This is a genomic window from Bifidobacterium sp. (assembly GCF_022647885.1).
Taxonomy (GTDB): domain Bacteria; phylum Actinomycetota; class Actinomycetes; order Actinomycetales; family Bifidobacteriaceae; genus Bombiscardovia.
On the sequence record NZ_JALCLM010000001.1, the window covers coordinates 2,127,894 to 2,146,446 of the forward strand.

An 18,553-nucleotide genomic window follows, 5' to 3' on the forward strand; every position below is an offset into this window, starting at 1 on the left:
ATCAATCGACAGTTAACGCTGAAGCCCATAGATCAACTAATCACTCGATCCACCGTCACCGCTGTGCTCTGCACAATTCGACAATACTGCCATTAAGCAACAACTGTGATAATCCACCATTCGCCGACTATCCTAGCCTGAGCGTACACAGTCACAGAGTATGCCAACATTCGTATATACCTATGCGTATCTGGCAAAGTTCCGTGCACCTATTCGTATGTGATAATCATCGGCTGAGAAGTATTCCCCTCGGAACACAAATTCAGTATTATCTCTTAGCAAAGAGATGGGGCGTAGAATAAATCGGTTGCCTGGCAGAAACTTGCCAGACGATTACGAGATTATGAAGATGGGTGGGCATCGCTGTGGTGGCAAGGTCAACGGCGTTAAGTCGCGATGAAGCAATGGTCAACGGCAAACTTTCTCATGCTGCTCTTACTTCAATTGCCATTTTGACAATCATAACTTTCGTAGGAAATTTCACACAACTCCAGCTCACCAGTGCATTACCTACCATTATCTCTGATTTCCATATTTCAGTGACAACAGGGCAGTGGCTGACTTCAGTGTTCCAGCTGGTAATGGGTGTTATGGTGCCCCTCACAGCTTTTTTCACTAAACGATTCTCAACCAGACAAATTGTGATTACCTCAATGGCTGTGTTCACATTGGGCTCGATAATCAGCTGGTTATCGCAGTCATTCATACTGGTTTTATTTGGACGAACACTTGAAGCTATCGGTACAGGAGTCATGTGGCCCGTACTGCAGATAACGGTATTTTCGATCTATCCTTTGGCGAAGCGCGGAGTAGCTATGGGCACAGTCGGCATTGCTATGAGTGTGGCCCCTGCTATCGGCCCAACTTTGGGTGGCTGGCAAACAGATTTCTCTGGCTGGCGATCGATTTTCCTGCTTCTTGCTGTCCTCGGCATTGCCTGTTTGGTGGGTTCAGTGCTTGGCTTACGCAACTTCAGCGAACCAGATAAACATATCAACACGGATTTCTTTTCTGTAGGACTCTCGATCTTCGGCTTCGGTGGTCTGATGTTTGGATTCACTAATATCGAGAGCTACGCAATCACCAGCGTGATGACATGGTTGCCAATGCTTATCGGTCTAGTTGGAATTGTCTGGTTTGTTATCCGTCAGCTGCACAAAACAAATCCCCTATTGAACCTCGGCGTATTGAAAAATAAACGCTTTACTATTGGCACAATATGCGCTGCTCTCTCATTCTTTGCCTTCAGCTCGATTATGGTGATTATGCCGCTATATATCCAAACAGATCGCGGCTTTTCAGCAACTATGAGCGGGCTGATTATGCTACCTGGAGCTTTTGGTATGGCCATTGCTCAATTTTTCGGTGGCAGAGCGCTGGATCGTTTCGGTGCTCGTCCAGTGGCTATAACGGGTAGTTGGTTATTGCTTCTTGGCACAGTGGGTATGAGCTTAGTGAGCCTAGACACGTGGATTTGGTGGATTTCAATATGTCAATTCCTACGCCAAGTGGGAATGGGCTTTGTACTGATGCCAATAACAACGTGGTCGCTCAACTGCCTTGAAAACACTGAACTTTCTGCAGGATCTGCTGTGACTAACACTGTCCGTCAGATTGCTGGCGCCGTGGGTGCTCCTGTGCTCGTCATCCTCTTAGAGGTATTTACCACTATGAGGCGCAACACTTTGGCAGATGCTGATAATGCTCAGGTTTTAGCGAGTATTTTCGGCGTGCAGTGGGCTCTGCGCGTTTCTTCTGTCATCTGCCTTGCAATGGCTCTACTCATTTACTTCGGCGTTAAGGGTGACGGAGCTGGTAGCGGCAGAGATATGACACGCCGCGCTCTACACCGAATGCATATTGTGCATGGTCCCTCTATACACATGCACTAAAGCGCAGCATCATACATCTCGATTCAAACGACGTTATCTAGCATGGTCAAGCGAGTTGCTTATTGTTTAGGCACTGCTTGACCAGGACAAGAATGCAATACGGCAATCATTGCTTTCTTCTCAACCGTCGTCACACTCAAAGAATACTTGGCCTTGACACCGATTTGTCTAGCTACATAATTACAGCGATAACTCCGTTGTTCTGGTAGCCAGTAGGCAGCAGATGAACTCCCCTTTTCTGAATTTGCATCGCCATCCACAGCCAGTAAATTATATGGATCATTGCCAAAAGCATAGCGCTGAGTACGTTGCCAAGTACTGGCACCTGCACGCCAGGCGTTCTCTAAGGCCACTACATGATCAATCTGCACATCACGACTGGTTTGCACACCGCGAAGAAAATAGATAGTTTTCCCCGTATATGGATCGTTCAACACCCCTGAACGAACTTGACATGGTTTACTCGAGGAGTATCTGATTTCTTTGAGATCTCTGGCAAGAATGTCTTCGCGAATGTCACAGCCATTACCATCAGTATCTGTACTGCGATATCCAAAAAGCTCGCGATCATAGCCAGTCGTGCGATAATCATCATTCTTCACGGATAGCGTTTCTAAAGTTTGAGCAGCATCGCCAGTGGCTGTATATCCACCCGTGACTGAGTCAACATTGTCATTAAATGTTGGTAGTAATACGCCAATAGTGACACCCACTACGATAGCGATAACCACCAAGATAAGAATGCGTTCCATCGGTGAACTCGCCCTGAAAGAGACAGGCGAATATCTTCTGTTGCTGCGACGCTTCATATATAGCTGACCCTAAGCGTAAGAGAAGGTCATAGGATCATGCCCAGAGCGATTAGGACCATCCAATGCAGTGATCTCAGCATGCTCTTCCGTACTAAGGCAGAATCTAAAAAGATCTAGATTCTCGCGCTGACGATCAGGGTGAACTGATTTAGGGATGATGATGGTGCCATTCTCTATATGCCACCGTAGTATCACTTGAGCTGGGCTGACTCCATGTCGCTGCGCGATGCGATCAATGGTGCCATCGCCGGCCTGTAGATCGGCACCTCTGGCCATAGGGGAATATGCTTCTACTGCGATGTGATGCGCTAGACAGTACGAAGTAACATCACGCTGCTGCCAGGTAGGGTGTAATTCGATTTGGTTGACACTCGGATATTCACCGGTTTCTCTATATAGTCGTTCCAAATGATCCGGGAGGAAGTTGCATACTCCCAGACTCCTCACGCGGCCTTCGCTGCGCAAACGCATGAATGCTTTCCAGACTTCATCGGATCGCCAGTCAAAAGGCGTGGGCCAGTGGATCATATACATATCCACGTAATCGGTGCGCAATAGAGACAGCTGTCTGTCGAATGCGCGAAGAGCCTTATCGAAGCTTTGCTCGGAATCTCGGAGTTTAGTCGATATCCATAACGATTTACGTTGCTCTCCTTCATTGAATCCACTCGTTTGGAGAGCTTCGCCCACGCCACCTTCGTTGTCGTATCCCGCCGCAGTATCGATATGACGATACCCGATATCCAACGCTGATTTAACCACAGGTCCCGTTCTATCATCGGGCACGCGAAGCACACCTAAACCAATCTGTGGGATGCGCATCCCATCCGCCAAGATGGTATTAGCCACCGAATTCATACTCACCTCTCTCACCAGTTACTTCATCTAACACTGTACCCATTCACAAGTACCACAGTGCGATGCAGAAGAGTGCGATTCCGGATTGCTGATTGGCTCGGTGGCTATCTCATAATGATTACTCAGTAGCTATTACCCAATAGTGACTATTAAGATATGCTGTGGTCTGAGGTACACCAATTGGCGGAATATCAATTCTCGTCGACTCTTGTACTGGCTGATACAGGATGGCATCCGACTCTTATCGTAGATACTCAGTGTTGGTTGTTCATACGGTGATATATCTCGGAGAGTTGCAAATCCTTTTCAAAACCGGCCGCAGTGGTGTTCTCATCAATCGTTGCCAACTCAACATTTGCTATGCGTGCGAAATCCTCCCATGCCTCACGACCCACCGAGGTGGTCATGCAGGTATGGTGTGCAGCACCAGCCAGCAGCCAAGATTGGGCCGAAACTTTAAGATTCGGACGCGGCTCCCACAGTGCGCGGGCTGTAGGGAGATTAGGCAAATCGTGATCAGGCTCGACCACATCGACCACATTCATCACCAGACGGAAACGCTCACGGAAATCGCTCATCGCCACCACAACCGCATCTCTCTTTGGCGTGGCAGTGAAGACTAGACGTACAGGGTCCTCCTTACCTCCGATACCGAGTGGGTGAACTTCAAGCCGTGGCTTCGGGGCATCACCGTAGACCAGTGATGGGGATACCTCAAGCATGTGGGCGCCGAGAATCTTCTCCTTGCCAGGAACCAGGTTGTAGGAGTAGTCCTCCATAAGAGAGGCCCCACCAGGCAAGCCATAGCCCATCACTGCCCCAATACGCACCAAAACAGAGGTCTTCCAATCGCCTTCGGCAGAGAAACCGTAGCCATCGGCCATCAGGCGTTGCGCACCCACTCCGGGGAGCTGGCGCAGAGCGCCGAGATCCTCGAAGGAATCAACGCAGGCTTTTGCACCAACTTCATCCAGGAAGTTACGCATCCCCGCATCTTCGCGAGCCGCTACACGCAATGATTCCTTGCGTTCACCGAGCAGCTCTGGGGCTATATCATAGAGTTCCTTGTACTGTTCGATGACCTCGTCAACCTGTGCTTCACTGACCGCATCCACGGCAGCGACCAGCTCATTCACCGGCCATGTGTTGACGGATACGCCGAATACCCGTTCAGCCTCGGTCTTGTCTCCTTCGGTGACTGCGACGTTACGCATGTTATCGCCCCAGCGAACGACCTTGAGATTATTGGCCGCATCCCATCCAGCTGCTGCGCGCGCCCACACTCCGATGCGCTCGGCAACATCGGGATCACTGTAATGCCCGACGACAATCTTGCGCGCGATACCCAATCTGCTCACGATGTATCCGAACTCACGATCACCGTGTGCCGCCTGATTCAAATTCATGAAGTCCATATCCATGGTGTCCCAAGGGATTTCAAGATGGTGTTGAGTATTAAGCTGAAGCAGCGGCTTCTTCAACTGCTCAAGTCCACGAATCCACATCTTCGCTGGGCTGAAGGTATGCATCCACGCTACAACGCCAATCACCTTGGAATCTGCATTAGCCTTGATCATGAAGTTCTTGATTGATTCCGAGTCCTTCAATGTCGGTTTCAATACCAGTCGCACCGGGATGCTGCCAGAGGCATTCAAAGCATCCGCGATATCAGCGGATTGTTGCGCCACCTGCCGCAACGTCTCCTCGCCGTAGAGATCCTGCGAACCGACAGCGAACCAGAGTTCCTTGCCTTCAAAGGGGTTTTCCATAGTCATTGTGCTCACCACACTCCTCGTTGTGTTGTGTCCTGTGATATTCCTGTATTACCTAATTTGCCTAGCTCAGGCTGGTATCTGATCCTCGGTGATCTGATCCCAGCACAAACGTTCTGCAAGCTTGTCCGACTATTTTCAATGCTGCCCATAGACGTTCTGGTAGCGGTCATTGAGACTGTCAATATCCTTCTGGTCGATTTCGATTACATCACCCAGCTGCTGCGCCGCCCAGACAGTGTGCGCCACTTCTTCCGTCATCGCGGCGGTCTTCACCGCCGACTCTGCATCCTTGCCGATGGTGAAGGGCCCATGATTCTGCATCAACACCGCAGGCGACTTCGGATACTGTTTTAAGGTCTCCACTACGCCCTCACCTATGGCCTCGGAACCAATCAGCCGAAATGGTCCTACGGGGACCGGTCCGCCGAATTCGTCACCCATCATCGTCAGTGCGCATGGAATGTTCTTGCCGGTGGCCGCCCATGCCGTCGCATAGGTGGAATGGGTGTGAACCACGCCATAGACTTCAGGCATATGACGGTATATGTATGCGTGCGATGCAGTGTCCGATGAAGGTGCCTCGGAACCATCAATGAGATTGCCATCGAGATCGGTGACCACCATTGAGGCTGGGGTGAGATATTCATACCGCACTCCGGAAGGTTTGATCACCATCAGGTCAGCCGAACGCAGACGTTGAGAAACATTGCCGGCGGTCCATACCACCAGATTCCATTTCAATAGCTGCTCGTGCAAAGTCGCCACCACTTCGCGCACCTGCTTGACCTCGGCGCGCACATCACTTGAATAATCGTCTAACGAAACCATAATCAATGGCCTTTCTCTATATGAATCAACAATTCTCTGTGTCCTGAAAACACCTGTGTCCTCGAAAACTGCTGTGTTGTAATAGCTGCTGTGTTCTGAGTAAGAACGTCAGCAAGCGACTCTGCGCCACTGCCTCAACATCTCAGACCTCACTCAGTCTTCTTCCAAAGGAATCGCCACTATGGCCGCCTGTTCCATCGACAGCCCTGCGATGAAGCGTGTAAAGAATCTTTCGAAACCCGCAACATCCGAAGGATCAGGCTGCTCGGTTGTCGACTGCGCATCCCCAAAAACGCGCTGATCAAGGTGATCAGCAAGCGGCGTTTTAGAATGCCACAGATAATCCGCCAAAACGGCCATGCCCCATGCCCCGCCCTCGGCGGCTGTGGACATCACCTTGATCGGAGCATTGAAAGCTGCGGCAAGGATTTTCTGCGCCACCTGAGGTGTGGTGAAGATGCCGCCATGCCCGACAAGGGAGTCAACTCGCACGCCCTCGTCCTTGGTCATCACATCCATGCCAATCTTCACTGGTGAGAATGCTGAGAAAAGCTGGGCCCGCATAAAATTAGCCAGGGTCATCCTGCTTTCTGGCCCACGGGCGAACACCGGTCTGCCTTCTGAGAGCCCTGCCAGAAATTCACCTGAGTAGAAGCAGTAGTTGAGCAGACCACCGGCATCTGCATCGCCTTCGAGTGCAGTCTTGAACAAGGTCGCATACAGAGTTCCCGTGTCGAGATTAATGCCTGTGGCCTGGGCGAACTCCTTGAATATGTGCACCCATGCGTTCAGGTCGGAAGTGAAATTATTCGCATGGCTCATACCCGCCAAATCGCCAGCTGGGGTGGTGACTAGATCTATCTCAGGGTGCAAGGCCGAGAGTTTGTGCTCCAGTACGACCATGGCAAAAATCGAAGTTCCCGCCGATACGTTTCCGGTCCGCACACGAACCGAATTCGTGGCCACCATACCGGTGCCCGCGTCACCTTCAGGGGGTGCGAGAGGAGCGCCTGCTGCTAAAACACCGGATGGGTCAATTAAGGCAGAACCCTCATCGCTCAGTTCACCCGCCTGCTGCCCGGCTACCAACGGCCTTGGCAAGATATCTTCAATCTCCCACGGTTGCTTGGCCACTTCGGGCAGTTCAGCAAACTGACGGAGCATATCGTATTCGAAGGTCTTGCTTACCGGATCTATCGGGAACATACCCGAGGCATCGCCTATCCCAAGTACCTTGCGCCCTGTTAATTTCCAATGCACATATCCTGCCAATGTGGTGATGTAAGCAATCCGAGGCACGTGCTCCTCATGGTCGATAATCGCCTGATAGAGGTGCGCAATGGACCAACGCTCGGGAATATTGTATTGGAACAGCTGAGACAGTTCTTCGTGTGCTTGGCGGGTGTTGGTGTTGCGCCAGGTGCGGAATGGCACCAACAAATGGTCGTCCTTATCGAATGCCAAGTACCCGTGCATCATTGCTGAAAAACCAAGGGCACCGATTCTGGTCAGTTTCTCTCCATAGGCTGTCTCAACGTCATTTGCAAGTGCAGCGTATGCACGTTGCATACCCTGCCATACCTCCTCCAAAGAGTAGGTCCACAAACCATCTTCCAGGCGATTCTCCCAGCCATAATCACCTGCTGCAATTGTGGTGTAACTGTCGTCGATCAACACTGCTTTTATTCGCGTCGACCCGAATTCGATGCCCAAAGAGGTTTTTCCTGCCCTGATCTTCTCTGCGATCGCAGCAATATGCTCGGAAGTGTCATGGATACCCGTCATTCTTCAAGCTCCTTTGCAGATTATCAGCTTCCCCAGCAACACTGCTGGCGAGCCGTGCATTGCGCTCCATCACAAAATGTGAGCGCTCACATATCTATGATGATAATGCTATCGCCAAAGTACGGCAAGCGCCGTCGTGTTGTTATCGCCTTGGTGCAGGCGCAAGCGAATTGCGCTGAACAACCGTCGCCGGAATCAGACCAATACCATGCCGCATGCGTGGCGTGGCCGGTCCGGAAATCTCCCCTAGCAACGCCAGCACCTCCTGCGTCGCAGTTCTTCCTAGCTGTTCGAAGTGGGGTTGGACGGTGGTCAAGGGCGGATACAGACTATCTGCAGCTGGAATATCGTCGAATCCGACCAAACTCATATCTGTGGGGATGCGGATACCATGCTCATGCAAAGCGCGTGTGACTCCAATCGCCTGATTGTCGTTTGCTGTCACGATGACTGTCGGCAGACTCGCGCCACGCTCACCACTGTCTTCTAGGAGATGATTGATTCGTGCATACGCCTCTGAGGCATCCCAACTTTGTGTGACAATCGTCTTTGAGTCTATGGAGAATTCTGTGCAGCTCTGTTTCCAGGCAGCCAGACGCGTGGATGCATCACGCCATTCACTAGGCCCTGCCAGATACCATGCGCTGCGATGTCCAAGCCGATGCAGCAAAGTGGCGACTTCATGCATCGCATACCATTGATCAACCCCGACTATGGCAGCATTCTTTCCGGAGAGTTTACGCAATGCACTGTTGCTACGAACGCCAGCCCCATGAGTTGACGTGACCAAAACCCTCGGCTGGGGAATCTTAGCATTGCAGGCCGCCTCAAACATGATGTCGGTTGGCGTGATGAAGATGAACGCCTCGACGTTCTGAGCAATCAGCGTCCCGCAGACATCCTCGAAGTCCTTGCGCGTGCACCTCGCCTCATCGACCATCGCTATGGAAAGGAACAGGCCGTGCGCTCGTGCGGTTGATTCAATGGCAGCGATCGTCGAAATAGGGCCAAAAAAGCTGACTCCGCCCGCGATCAGACCAATGGTTCTTGAACGATGAGAAGCCAAAGCTCTAGCGGAATTGCTTGGTCGGTATCCAAGTTTGTCAATCGCGCTCTGCACTTTGGTCCGCGTAAAAACCGACACATCTGGAGAGTGGTTGATAACGCGGGACACCGTCTGATGCGAAACACCTGCGAGTTTAGCTACTTCAAATATGGAGGGGCGTTTACCACTCCTACCCGTGGCACCGCTCATGATCGTGCTCCTCTATGGTGTCCTAAATCTGATATTAACCGCATATTCAGCATAAGTGCCAACTCACACGATGGAGTGGACTGGGGACCAAGTCGAGAAATTGCCTCACGATGCGACAATGAGCCGTAACCCTTATTATGATCCCAGCCATATGGCGCATAAGCAGCCTGTTTAGCCAATGACACCATGACACGATCTCTAGTGACCTTCGCAATTACCGAAGCTGAGGCAACTGAAGCACACTGCTGATCTGCTTTGACCTTAGTTACTACATCAAGAGGATATCGTAAATCTGGCGCATCAAAAGAATCTACGACCGCTGAAATATAGTCATATGAACCATCGAGAATGGCACAAATGGCAACCTTCTGAGACTGTTCTCCCCTCGCAAAGAGCACTGATTCTAAATCAGCGATAGCTCGTAACGAAGCCATTCCCAGCGCGTGCATAATCCCGAACTCATCGATCTCGGTGTTGCTAGACTCCCCCACAGCCCAAGAGTCACTCCAGCTTTCTAATGCATTGATCATTGACTCACGCTTATGAGCAGTGAGTAATTTCGAATCTGCAACGCCAGGAGTCACATCGAGGTGTGCCAGTCGAATCGAACGAAGAGCCACCGCCCCAACCATAACTGGGCCTGCCAAAGCACCTCTACCTACCTCATCAAGACCAATAATGACGTCATACTCTTGGGACGCGAGAGCTATTTCTGTCTCTAATGTGGGTACTACATGTGTCGCCATTATCGTTCACATTCACTGAGCACTGGCGGATTCATCAGGAACTGATGAAAAAACCTGATGGTGGGCATTTAATGTTGAAATATGCTGTATCGGCCAATAAATTGCTAGACCAACTCCAACAACATCGCTTATTGGCACTAATCCGTCGTCGCCGTCGTCCTGATGATATCTTGAGTCTTCTGAATTCGCGCGGTTATCGCCGAGCACAAACACATGGTCAGCACTCACCGTTACTTTGAAAGCGATAGCACTAGGATCAACGCCTGGCCGAATGTAACTTTGCTCATCAACAGCCACGCCGTTGATGGTAATTGGTGATCCTGGCCCATCACATTCAACGGTGTCCCCTGGCATACCAATCAATCGTTTAATAAGATATTCACTCTGTCCAAAAGCAGTGCTGTTTCCAGCGTTCAACCAGTGTGCTGGATCCTTAAATACGATTACATCACCACGTTGAAGTTTGGCCACGGTTGGAACCAGCTGGCTTGTGATTACACGATCCCCTATGTGAATGGTGTCTAACATGGAGCCGGAGGGAATGGCGTAGAAACCAAAGAGGAAAGTTCGGATTACGATAACCACCAAAATCGGAATGCCACACCAAATTAATACTTCGCTCCAACTCAACAATGAATCTGGGCGCTTCTGACGATTCCTGGAACGACGAGGCTTGCTTTCCTGTTGCGGATCAGGATTAACGCCATAATCAGCAACACTGAGTATACGGGCATCCTGATTGTTGTCGGCTGACGATGAATCTTCATAGTGTTCATTCATACCGTCAGAACGCATAGTATCTCCTCATTCAGCATTCGTACTTTCCAACTCATATACCAGTGACAATACACAGCTTGCTAATCGTAAAACAGCACATGTTATGCATCACGAGTAATAAGCTGTTGCGTCATCATAAAAAAACGACCCGGAAAGCCTCGAAAGACTCCGGGTCATAATCGAATGACGTAAACTTACGTCTTCGCTTACATCAGGCCTTATTATCACGACGCTCAGCGATACGAGCGGCCTTACCACGAAGATCACGCAAGTAATACAGCTTTGCGCGACGCACACGACCCTTACGAATCAACTTAATCGAGTCGATTTGTGGGGAATGCAGTGGGAAACGACGCTCGATACCGACGCCAAAGCTCACCTTACGCACCACAAAGGTCTCACGCAGACCAGCACCAGAGCGTGCAATCACTACACCAGTAAAAGCCTGGATACGTGTGTTATTGCCTTCCTTGATGTTCACGTTGACTTCAACGGTGTCACCGGAACGAAAATCAGGGATGGACTCTGCAGACTTCATCTGCTTCGCTTCGAAATTCTGAATAGCACTCATGCTGTTCCTCCATAACCGCCGCATACCGGTACGTATAAGCGGGCGAATCGCGCTTCGACGGTCGCACCCAACATCTGATCCCTCCGGTTTGCCATCGGGAGCCTACCGATCCGTTTGCATGAGGCAAACTGAACACCTCAACAAACTGGACACAAGGAACATGAATCTATGCGGCGATGCACATTCCGGCACAGCAACGCAATATCTTACCCCAAAAAACGTGAAATGAACAAGTCAGAGTATTGTCCGCCATCAAATCCGCATGTCAGTACCTCAAACCTTGCCATTGCAAGGATTCGATTGTAGCAAACCCTGAGCTTTCATCTCTGGCTGCTCACACATTGCATGAAGCCCCGGTAGAGTGCACCGGGGCTTCATGTTGCCACCTCACGTCGCCGTATTTTCAGGTCAGACGAGAGAGAAGGGTTTTACAGGCGATGTGCTCTATAGAAATTGATCAAACCTTGCGTGGACTGATCTTGCTCGGCTAGAGCAGCATCATCCTGCGAAATGGCTGGAGTAATCTGCTTTGCAAGCACCTTGCCTAGTTCCACACCCCACTGATCGTAGGAATCCAGTCCCCAGACCGTGCCTTCCACGAAGGTAATGTGCTCATAGAGCGCAATCAGCTCACCAAGAGCGAATGGTGTCAGCGACTCACCGAGAATCGATGTGGTGGGACGGTTACCGGTAAACACGCGTGCAGGAACGATAGACTCAGCGGTGCCTTCAGCACGAACTTCCTCTGCAGTCTTACCGAAAGCGAGCGCCTTCGTCTGTGCAAAGTAGTTTGCAAGGAAGAGCTCGTGCACATCCTGATCGCCGTCTTTAACAGGGTTGGGGGTGTTAGCAAATGCGATAAAGTCAGCTGGAATCAGACGAGTGCCTTGGTGAATCAGCTGATAGAAAGCGTGCTGACCATTGGTACCTGGCTCACCCCAGAAAATTTCACCAGTCTGCGTGGTGACAGGAGTGCCATCCCAACGTACAGACTTGCCGTTAGATTCCATCGTCAGCTGCTGCAAATATGCAGCGAAACGGTGCAGATACTGGTCATATGGCAGAACTGCATGTGAATGCGCACCGAAGAAATTAACATACCAAACATTCATCAGACCCATAAGGGCGACGACATTCTTCTCGAAAGGCGTTGTGGCAAAGTATTCGTCAATCTCGTGGAAACCATGAAGAAACTCTTCAAAACGTGCGGGTCCGAAAACGATAACGAGGGATGTACCCACAGCGGATTCAACTGAGTAACGTCCACCGACCCAATTCCAGAAACCGAAAGCATTGTTTGGATCAATACCGAATGCTTCAACCTTGTCTAGCGCAGTAGAAACGGCAATAAAGTGCTTCTTAATAGCTTCGGCACTCTTATCATCCGACTCATCAATAGCATTCTGGGCACGTAGTTCCTCAAGCAGCCAAGTCTTGGCTTCGCGCGCATTAGTCAATGTTTCCAAGGTTGTGAAGGTCTTTGAAACGATGATAAATAGTGTCGTTTCAGGATCCAGTCCCTTGGTCTTCTCGGCCAAATCATTAGGATCAATATTGGAAATATATCGGGCGCTGATTCCTGCATCTGCATATGGCTTCAGTGCTTCGTAAGCCATGACTGGACCAAGATCCGATCCACCAATGCCGATATTCACCACAGTTTCAATCTTCTTGCCGGTAACGCCTGTCCACTCACCAGAGCGGACCTTGTCAGCGAAAGCATAAATGCGATCGAGGGTCTCACGGACATCCTTGACTACGTCCTGACCATCAACGATGTATTTACCTTCATCTTCAGCAGGGCGTCGAAGTGCTGTATGTAATACTGCACGGTCCTCAGTGTTATTGATGTGAACGCCGCTATACATCTGCTTAATGCGTTCATCGAGCTTGACATCCTTGGCGAGCTGCGCGAAAAGATCAAGTGTCTCAGGCTTGATGAGATTCTTCGACAAGTCGAAATGCAGATCCCCAGCCTCAAAGGTGAGCTTATTCGTACGCTCCGAGTCCTGTGCAAACCATGCACGGAGATCGATGCCTTCGCTCTGCAAATCATTGAAATGCTGCTGCAATGCGCTCCATGCAGGAGTCTTCGTCGCATCAATTGGAGGGTTGATGGCCATTTGCGGTCCTTTCGTCACTACATGTGTGAAACGGTGCGAACCCCATAGTTGCGTCAGGACTCGCGTCGTCCAATACCAACTATCAAGTTACTCACAAAAGAGGACAGATTAAAACAATTTACCCCATCCGCGCACGTCACTTAGCTAAGTGCAGCGCTCGTAACAGTGGTTGACGTAGAAAATGGTCAATAATGCACAACACAGTTGCAATAACAAGGGCAAAGAGTATGCCAAAGATGAAAAAGGCGCACAGTTCAAGGGCAATACCACCTTCGCTGTGTTCAACTGCTCGTCCAAGAATGGTCTGCATCACGGCATAGCAAGGAGTGAACCATACCGCATGCATCAAAGACTGAGCTATGTAGAAACCAAGGATTCCAGGAGCAAGCGCAGAAATCACATGAGTACGAGTCCTAGCAGCTAATTTCACTGAACGCTGGACAGACGCGCAGAGCAACAAAGCCAACACGGCGAAGACGAAAGATATCAGCGATGTGGATTTAAATGAGAGAGCATACAACAAGGTATATTCGCCTCTTGAAACCAAGATGCCTGTAATCATGAGTAACACCAGCATCATCACTGCTATTAGCTCAACAAGAATTGTTGGTTGACGCCACCACTGACGAGCTTTAGGCTCATTGCCTCCCACGCTGGTACTACGGATCCGCTGACCTATCAGACCGGCGAAGATGAAAGAAACCAGATAAGTGACTGCGCTCATCTGTTTTCTCCAGTCGCTGAGCCCTCTTCCGTACACATCGCCTTGCGAAGCATACGCAATATAGATATTTAGAGCGTAGACGCTAATCAGTACTCCAACAGCAATCCACTGTGCTGCATTACTGCCAATTCGTTCAATAACCCACGCAATTAGCGGCGCTAAGGCAACAAAACATAGGTATAACCAAATAAATTCGAGACCCATTCCCCACCATGAAACAGTACCTGCACCAGGCAATGGCATTAACCACGCATTGACCATCAAAGCAACAATTCCGTACAGCAGAACTGACACTACAACAATGGCGACACGTTTCAAGGTTGGAATGATCTGCGAACGCCAATAATCAAATTGATGTGAGTACTCCGCTAGTGATGGGATGAGGAAAAAACCAGAAATCATGTAGAACACATGATTACCCCATGACCCAAGCAGGTTAATCGAACTCATCAACCACATTGATGGGGCAGAGCCAGCGAGAACTTGAGCATGAGAAGGCACTAGCGAAAGGTTCTGAGCACCGAGGCCTGCTGATTGCTCAAACCATGACAGAAAGACATGGAATACAGCTATTCCCATAATTGCAAGTACTCGCAGCATCTCAATATGCTGATTTCGAGGAGGCTTAGCGAGCGTTTGTTTCGAGGAATGACGCGAATCGGTGCTGTTCATGAATTCGAAGTTTTCAGAGAATCTCGTCACGACCAAGACCGGACAACTTAGAAACCATTTTCTTCACTTCTTGGCTGCGAGCTCTTGGTGCTACCAGCAGAGCATCCGGCGTATCAATAACTACCATATCGTCGACACCTAATAAGGCAACAGTCCTGCCTGCTTGAGCGGCAACAACATCCCCAGCACTGTCAAGGAATACAACATCATCTTGATTACCCAGCACTTTAATATTCTGTCGATTTGAGCTCGGCAATAGCGCAGCCAAAGAGTTAAAGTCTCCGATATCATCCCAACCGAAGCCACCAGGCACTACAGCGACCCCTCCTGCAGCCGATAACGGCTCTGCAATAGCATAGTCAAAGGCGATTTTTTCTAATCCATACCAGTATTGCTTTACTGCAGCACTTCTCTTGCTTGCACCTTGATCCCAAGCTTCAGCGATAGCCGTAATCGCCGAAAATATATCAGGTTGATAACGTTCCAGGCTATCTAATAACACATCTGCTCGCATCACAAACATGCCGGCATTCCAACGATATTCGCCGGTTTGCAAATATGCCTGGGCAGTAGCTGAATCCGGCTTTTCGACAAACGACTGGACGATGCGTGCACTTGGCGCATCAAGTATTTCCTGAGCCAAGGAGTGGCCTTGATGAATGTAGCCAAATGCAGTCGACGGGCGGGAAGCAGCTATACCAATTGTGGTGATGTAACCGCTGCGCGCAGCGGCGGTGGCTTGACGAACGCACTCAGCAAATGCGTCTCGGTCTCTAATCACATGATCCGCTGCAAAAGAACCAACAACGATCTGCGGCCCATGTCTATGTGCAAGCACGGCGGTTGCCAATGCAATGGCAGCAGTAGAATCTCGTGCCACCGGTTCAGGGAATATATTGTCATCGCCCAACTCCGGCAACTGTTCTCGGACAGCATCAACATGAGCTTCACCCGTACTCACTACTACATGTTCTGGTCCACACACCCGAGCTAAACGATCAAAGGTCGACTGAATCATCGTTCGGCCCGAACCTAAAAGGTCATACAAAAACTTTGGCCTACCCTTACGGCTCAACGGCCACAGTCGGGTACCAACTCCCCCAGCGGGGATAATCGCATAGAAATCATCGCTGCTCATAGTTCTATTCTCACTCACGCGATGTACCGCAAGATGTATATCAGCTGAGAATCATGCCACATGTATACAAAGTTTTTCATTCTTGTCTAGAACTGAAGCGAACAAGACAAGACAGATGAGCTGCAAATTCGACATATCCCAAGTTTCCGCTACAATCTAGAGATTGTGCCTCGCTTCCAGAAGAAGCCCGTCACGAATCGCCACTTTAGCTCAGTTGGTAGAGCGTCTCACTCGTAATGAGAAGGTCGACAGTTCGATTCTGTCAAGTGGCTCCACATCCAGTTCGAAAGCGTTTCATCTGCGCGATTTCGATTCGAAAGACACGCCTCCAAAATTTTTGAAGGGCCGAAGCTCGCGTGCTTCGGCCCTTCACTGCTATCCAATTAACTGCTATCTGATAGCAACACTGCAGTCGTCATGCCTTTTCCAATACATCAGCAAGACAGTACTGCTGTTTGTACTTTGTCAGAAAACATACCTTATCGTTGACATCCTCGAAATGATTTCAGTGCTTTGTTGATGCAATCTCTCGTGAAGCCTGCTGAGCAGCAACATTCATGATGTTCCATGGACGATCAAAACCTGGCTGGAAGAAGAAGTCAGCATAGGCTAATTGGTCCACAGTGACATGCTGTTGGATTGCCAATGACATAGCATTGATATTCGCTGTAGTGTCCTGAGTTGACATAATTTGGGCACCAAGAATTCTTCCATCTGAAGGCGAAAAAGTCAGCTTGAATAGAACTTCCGCATTCCCTGCCTCATCAGGTACGAATGGTGGTCGGTATGAGTCTTTCACCAACACGGATTGACTGTCGATACCGTAAGATGCTGCGGTGCTCTCCTTAATTCCAGTGGATGCGAATTTGTAGTCATACACTGAAAGCGCAGAAGAACCCGAAACTGCAGGGAAAGCTATGTGTTCACCCAGTGCATTACGAGCAGCAATTCTGCCTTGGCGGCGGGAATTGGTGGCTAGGGCGATATGAGCATAACCGTCCGTAGGCGCAAATTTAACCAACGTTGCGTCTCCCACCGCATAGATATCTGGCGCACTAGTTGCCTGATAATCATCGACTTCAATCAATCCATGATTATCAATATTCACCACATCTTTCAACCAAGCCGTATTTGCTCGCACTCCGGCAGACTCAATAACCAAATCAGCATCGTAGGAAGCCTTATCAGTTACGACTTTGGAGATTGCTCCATCTTGTCCTTCGAAGCGCTGGACTGATTGACCGGTAGCAATAGTTAAACCGTGTTCGCTGAGAGTTTGGGTCAACGGTTGTGTGAATTCGGGATCCAAATACAAAGGAAGTATACGGTCTGCAAGATCGATGACCGTAACATGTTTACCTGCTTTGGCAAACACCTCAGCCGCCTCTATACCTATATAGCCAGCACCAATGACTACTACATTGGTGATATCTGGGTTAACTGTAGCGGCCTTGAGCTTAATCGCCCAGTCGCGACCGCGCATTGCATAAATATTCTTAAGTTCACGACCTGCGACCGGAATTTCTGCAGGAACCGCTCCAGGACTCAAAATAAGTTTGTCGTAAGTTTCATCACGCTCTTCACCACTGTCATGATCGAGGACATGAACCGTATGAGCTTCGGCATTAATCGCAGTGATTTCCTGCTGCACAAAAACATGCACACCTTTGGCGCTCTCACCTTCAGGAGTTGCATAGCGGACAGCATTCACATCTTTAACTACGCCTTCCAAATACAGCTGCATACCGCAGGATAGGAAGGAAAGAAAACTGCCCTTCTCATACCATTGAATCTCGGTATTTGGCGCATCAAGCAGTATCTGCTGCACCGCCTCATAACCGCCATGTGATGAACCGACAACGATCACTTTCTGCACTTCACTCATATCTGATGTTCCTTCCATAGTTTTGTCTAAACGTTCTTGCGTAATGCCGCACCTCTGAAATATTTGCGATTCCTCGATTGATTCACTGCGCACGATTCACTGCATATGATTCACTGCACAGAGGGCTCTTCATCTACACTCTTGGCACACTGAGCGCACAATCCACGAAACACAATCTGCGCCTCCAAAATCTGCATACCGTGGGTATCGGATGGCGTTAAACATGGTGCCTTGCCAATCACGCAGTCCACATCTTCGATACGACCACACATCACGCATTGCACATGGTGGTGATTATCACCCACTCGGGTTTCCCATCGAACACTTGATGAATCCGGCAAGCTCACTCTGCGCACGAAGCCCGATGCTTCGAGTTGCTGAAGCATCACATATGCACCCTGCACCGTCAGCGCACCAGAATCTGTTGCATCCACCTTCTCAGCGAGTTCGTTTGCAGTGCTGTGCGGATGCCCGTCAAGAGCAGCAAGCACCGCAAGACGCTGTGAGGTGACACGAACATGTGAAGCATGTAAGCGTTCTCTCCAACTGATTTGAGTACCAGAAATCATATATTTAGAATAGATCAAAGATTTGAATTATTCAAATCTAGAAGAGGTGAAGGGTGCTTCCTACTGCTCATCAAGCAAACCCACCACTATAAAGACACGACATCGAGATGGCGAATTTCCAACGTAACCAGTACTATGGGCAA

15 protein-coding genes and 1 tRNA gene are annotated in these 18,553 nt (G+C 49.7%); 2 read left to right on the forward strand and 14 right to left on the reverse strand.

Going from position 1 to position 18,553, the window contains the following annotated elements; genetic code table 11:
- Positions 1-404: 404 nt before the first annotated feature.
- Entirely contained in the window at positions 405-1,892 is a 1,488-nt protein-coding gene (locus LKI20_RS08935) for an MDR family MFS transporter (RefSeq protein ID WP_291773505.1), read from the forward strand.
- A 59-nt stretch (positions 1,893-1,951) separates the two neighbouring features.
- Here the strand turns inward: LKI20_RS08935 and LKI20_RS08940 are convergent, their stop codons facing one another.
- The 12 genes from LKI20_RS08940 to LKI20_RS08995 form a co-directional block, all read right to left on the reverse strand.
- Entirely contained in the window at positions 1,952-2,701 is a 750-nt protein-coding gene (locus LKI20_RS08940; protein WP_291772940.1) for an HNH endonuclease family protein, read from the reverse strand.
- A gap of 12 nt (positions 2,702-2,713) precedes the next feature.
- On the reverse strand, positions 2,714-3,562 hold the full coding sequence (locus tag LKI20_RS08945; protein ID WP_291772942.1) for an aldo/keto reductase: 849 nt from the start codon (positions 3,560-3,562) through the stop codon (positions 2,714-2,716).
- 254 nt (positions 3,563-3,816) lie between these two features.
- Complete coding sequence (gene araA / locus LKI20_RS08950) at positions 3,817-5,337, reverse strand: L-arabinose isomerase (RefSeq protein WP_291772944.1); 1,521 nt, start codon at positions 5,335-5,337, stop codon at positions 3,817-3,819.
- 135 nt (positions 5,338-5,472) lie between these two features.
- Complete coding sequence (locus LKI20_RS08955) at positions 5,473-6,165, reverse strand: L-ribulose-5-phosphate 4-epimerase (protein WP_291772946.1); 693 nt, start codon at positions 6,163-6,165, stop codon at positions 5,473-5,475.
- A gap of 153 nt (positions 6,166-6,318) precedes the next feature.
- Complete coding sequence (locus tag LKI20_RS08960) at positions 6,319-7,950, reverse strand: xylulokinase (RefSeq protein WP_291772948.1); 1,632 nt, start codon at positions 7,948-7,950, stop codon at positions 6,319-6,321.
- Positions 7,951-8,092: 142 nt separating this feature from the next.
- Positions 8,093-9,205 carry a LacI family DNA-binding transcriptional regulator gene (locus LKI20_RS08965; protein ID WP_291772950.1) on the reverse strand — a complete coding sequence of 371 codons (1,113 nt, stop codon included), beginning with the start codon at positions 9,203-9,205 and terminating at the stop codon, positions 8,093-8,095.
- Positions 9,202-9,951: a ribonuclease HII gene (locus LKI20_RS08970; protein WP_366936174.1), complete on the reverse strand. Its 750-nt coding sequence runs from the start codon at positions 9,949-9,951 to the stop codon at positions 9,202-9,204. The genes LKI20_RS08965 and LKI20_RS08970 overlap by 4 nt, the downstream gene beginning before the upstream one ends.
- Before the next feature lie 12 nt (positions 9,952-9,963).
- Positions 9,964-10,746, reverse strand: coding sequence for a signal peptidase I (gene lepB / locus LKI20_RS08975; RefSeq protein ID WP_291772952.1), 783 nt, complete (start codon positions 10,744-10,746; stop codon positions 9,964-9,966).
- Positions 10,747-10,939: 193 nt separating this feature from the next.
- Positions 10,940-11,299 (reverse strand): 50S ribosomal protein L19, encoded by a 360-nt coding sequence (gene rplS, locus LKI20_RS08980; RefSeq protein WP_291772954.1) that lies wholly within the window; start codon positions 11,297-11,299, stop codon positions 10,940-10,942.
- A gap of 428 nt (positions 11,300-11,727) precedes the next feature.
- Positions 11,728-13,422 carry a glucose-6-phosphate isomerase gene (gene pgi, locus LKI20_RS08985; protein WP_291772956.1) on the reverse strand — a complete coding sequence of 565 codons (1,695 nt, stop codon included), beginning with the start codon at positions 13,420-13,422 and terminating at the stop codon, positions 11,728-11,730.
- A 136-nt stretch (positions 13,423-13,558) separates the two neighbouring features.
- Positions 13,559-14,818 carry an acyltransferase family protein gene (locus LKI20_RS08990; RefSeq protein ID WP_291772958.1) on the reverse strand — a complete coding sequence of 420 codons (1,260 nt, stop codon included), beginning with the start codon at positions 14,816-14,818 and terminating at the stop codon, positions 13,559-13,561.
- A 13-nt stretch (positions 14,819-14,831) separates the two neighbouring features.
- Positions 14,832-15,956 (reverse strand): mannose-1-phosphate guanylyltransferase, encoded by a 1,125-nt coding sequence (locus LKI20_RS08995; RefSeq protein WP_291772960.1) that lies wholly within the window; start codon positions 15,954-15,956, stop codon positions 14,832-14,834.
- A gap of 199 nt (positions 15,957-16,155) precedes the next feature.
- On the opposite strand from LKI20_RS08995, the gene LKI20_RS09000 reads away from it, so the two are divergent.
- Positions 16,156-16,231: transfer RNA gene (locus LKI20_RS09000), tRNA-Thr, on the forward strand.
- 230 nt (positions 16,232-16,461) lie between these two features.
- Here the strand turns inward: LKI20_RS09000 and LKI20_RS09005 are convergent.
- On the reverse strand, positions 16,462-17,841 hold the full coding sequence (locus LKI20_RS09005; protein ID WP_291772962.1) for an FAD-dependent oxidoreductase: 1,380 nt from the start codon (positions 17,839-17,841) through the stop codon (positions 16,462-16,464).
- Between the two features lie 110 nt (positions 17,842-17,951).
- Positions 17,952-18,410, reverse strand: a complete 459-nt coding sequence (locus LKI20_RS09010) for a Fur family transcriptional regulator (protein WP_291772964.1) — start codon at positions 18,408-18,410, stop codon at positions 17,952-17,954.
- Positions 18,411-18,553: the final 143 nt, after the last annotated feature.

Excerpts from the sequence above, each read along its gene's own strand:
- LKI20_RS08945 (WP_291772942.1), bottom strand. The coding sequence starts at position 3,562 with ATGAATTCGGTGGCTAATACCATCTTGGCGGATGGGATGCGCATCCCA.
- LKI20_RS08935 (WP_291773505.1), top strand. The coding sequence starts at position 405 with ATGGTCAACGGCAAACTTTCTCATGCTGCTCTTACTTCAATTGCCATT.
- pgi (WP_291772956.1), bottom strand. The coding sequence starts at position 13,422 with ATGGCCATCAACCCTCCAATTGATGCGACGAAGACTCCTGCATGGAGC.
- rplS (WP_291772954.1), bottom strand. The coding sequence starts at position 11,299 with ATGAGTGCTATTCAGAATTTCGAAGCGAAGCAGATGAAGTCTGCAGAG.
- LKI20_RS08965 (WP_291772950.1), bottom strand. The coding sequence starts at position 9,205 with ATGAGCGGTGCCACGGGTAGGAGTGGTAAACGCCCCTCCATATTTGAA.
- LKI20_RS09010 (WP_291772964.1), bottom strand. The coding sequence starts at position 18,410 with ATGATTTCTGGTACTCAAATCAGTTGGAGAGAACGCTTACATGCTTCA.
- araA (WP_291772944.1), bottom strand. The coding sequence starts at position 5,337 with ATGACTATGGAAAACCCCTTTGAAGGCAAGGAACTCTGGTTCGCTGTC.
- LKI20_RS08990 (WP_291772958.1), bottom strand. The coding sequence starts at position 14,818 with ATGAACAGCACCGATTCGCGTCATTCCTCGAAACAAACGCTCGCTAAG.
- LKI20_RS08955 (WP_291772946.1), bottom strand. The coding sequence starts at position 6,165 with ATGGTTTCGTTAGACGATTATTCAAGTGATGTGCGCGCCGAGGTCAAG.
- lepB (WP_291772952.1), bottom strand. The coding sequence starts at position 10,746 with ATGCGTTCTGACGGTATGAATGAACACTATGAAGATTCATCGTCAGCC.
- LKI20_RS08940 (WP_291772940.1), bottom strand. The coding sequence starts at position 2,701 with ATGAAGCGTCGCAGCAACAGAAGATATTCGCCTGTCTCTTTCAGGGCG.
- LKI20_RS08970 (WP_366936174.1), bottom strand. The coding sequence starts at position 9,951 with ATGGCGACACATGTAGTACCCACATTAGAGACAGAAATAGCTCTCGCG.
- LKI20_RS08960 (WP_291772948.1), bottom strand. The coding sequence starts at position 7,950 with ATGACGGGTATCCATGACACTTCCGAGCATATTGCTGCGATCGCAGAG.
- LKI20_RS09005 (WP_291772962.1), bottom strand. The coding sequence starts at position 17,841 with ATGAGTGAAGTGCAGAAAGTGATCGTTGTCGGTTCATCACATGGCGGT.
- LKI20_RS08995 (WP_291772960.1), bottom strand. The coding sequence starts at position 15,956 with ATGAGCAGCGATGATTTCTATGCGATTATCCCCGCTGGGGGAGTTGGT.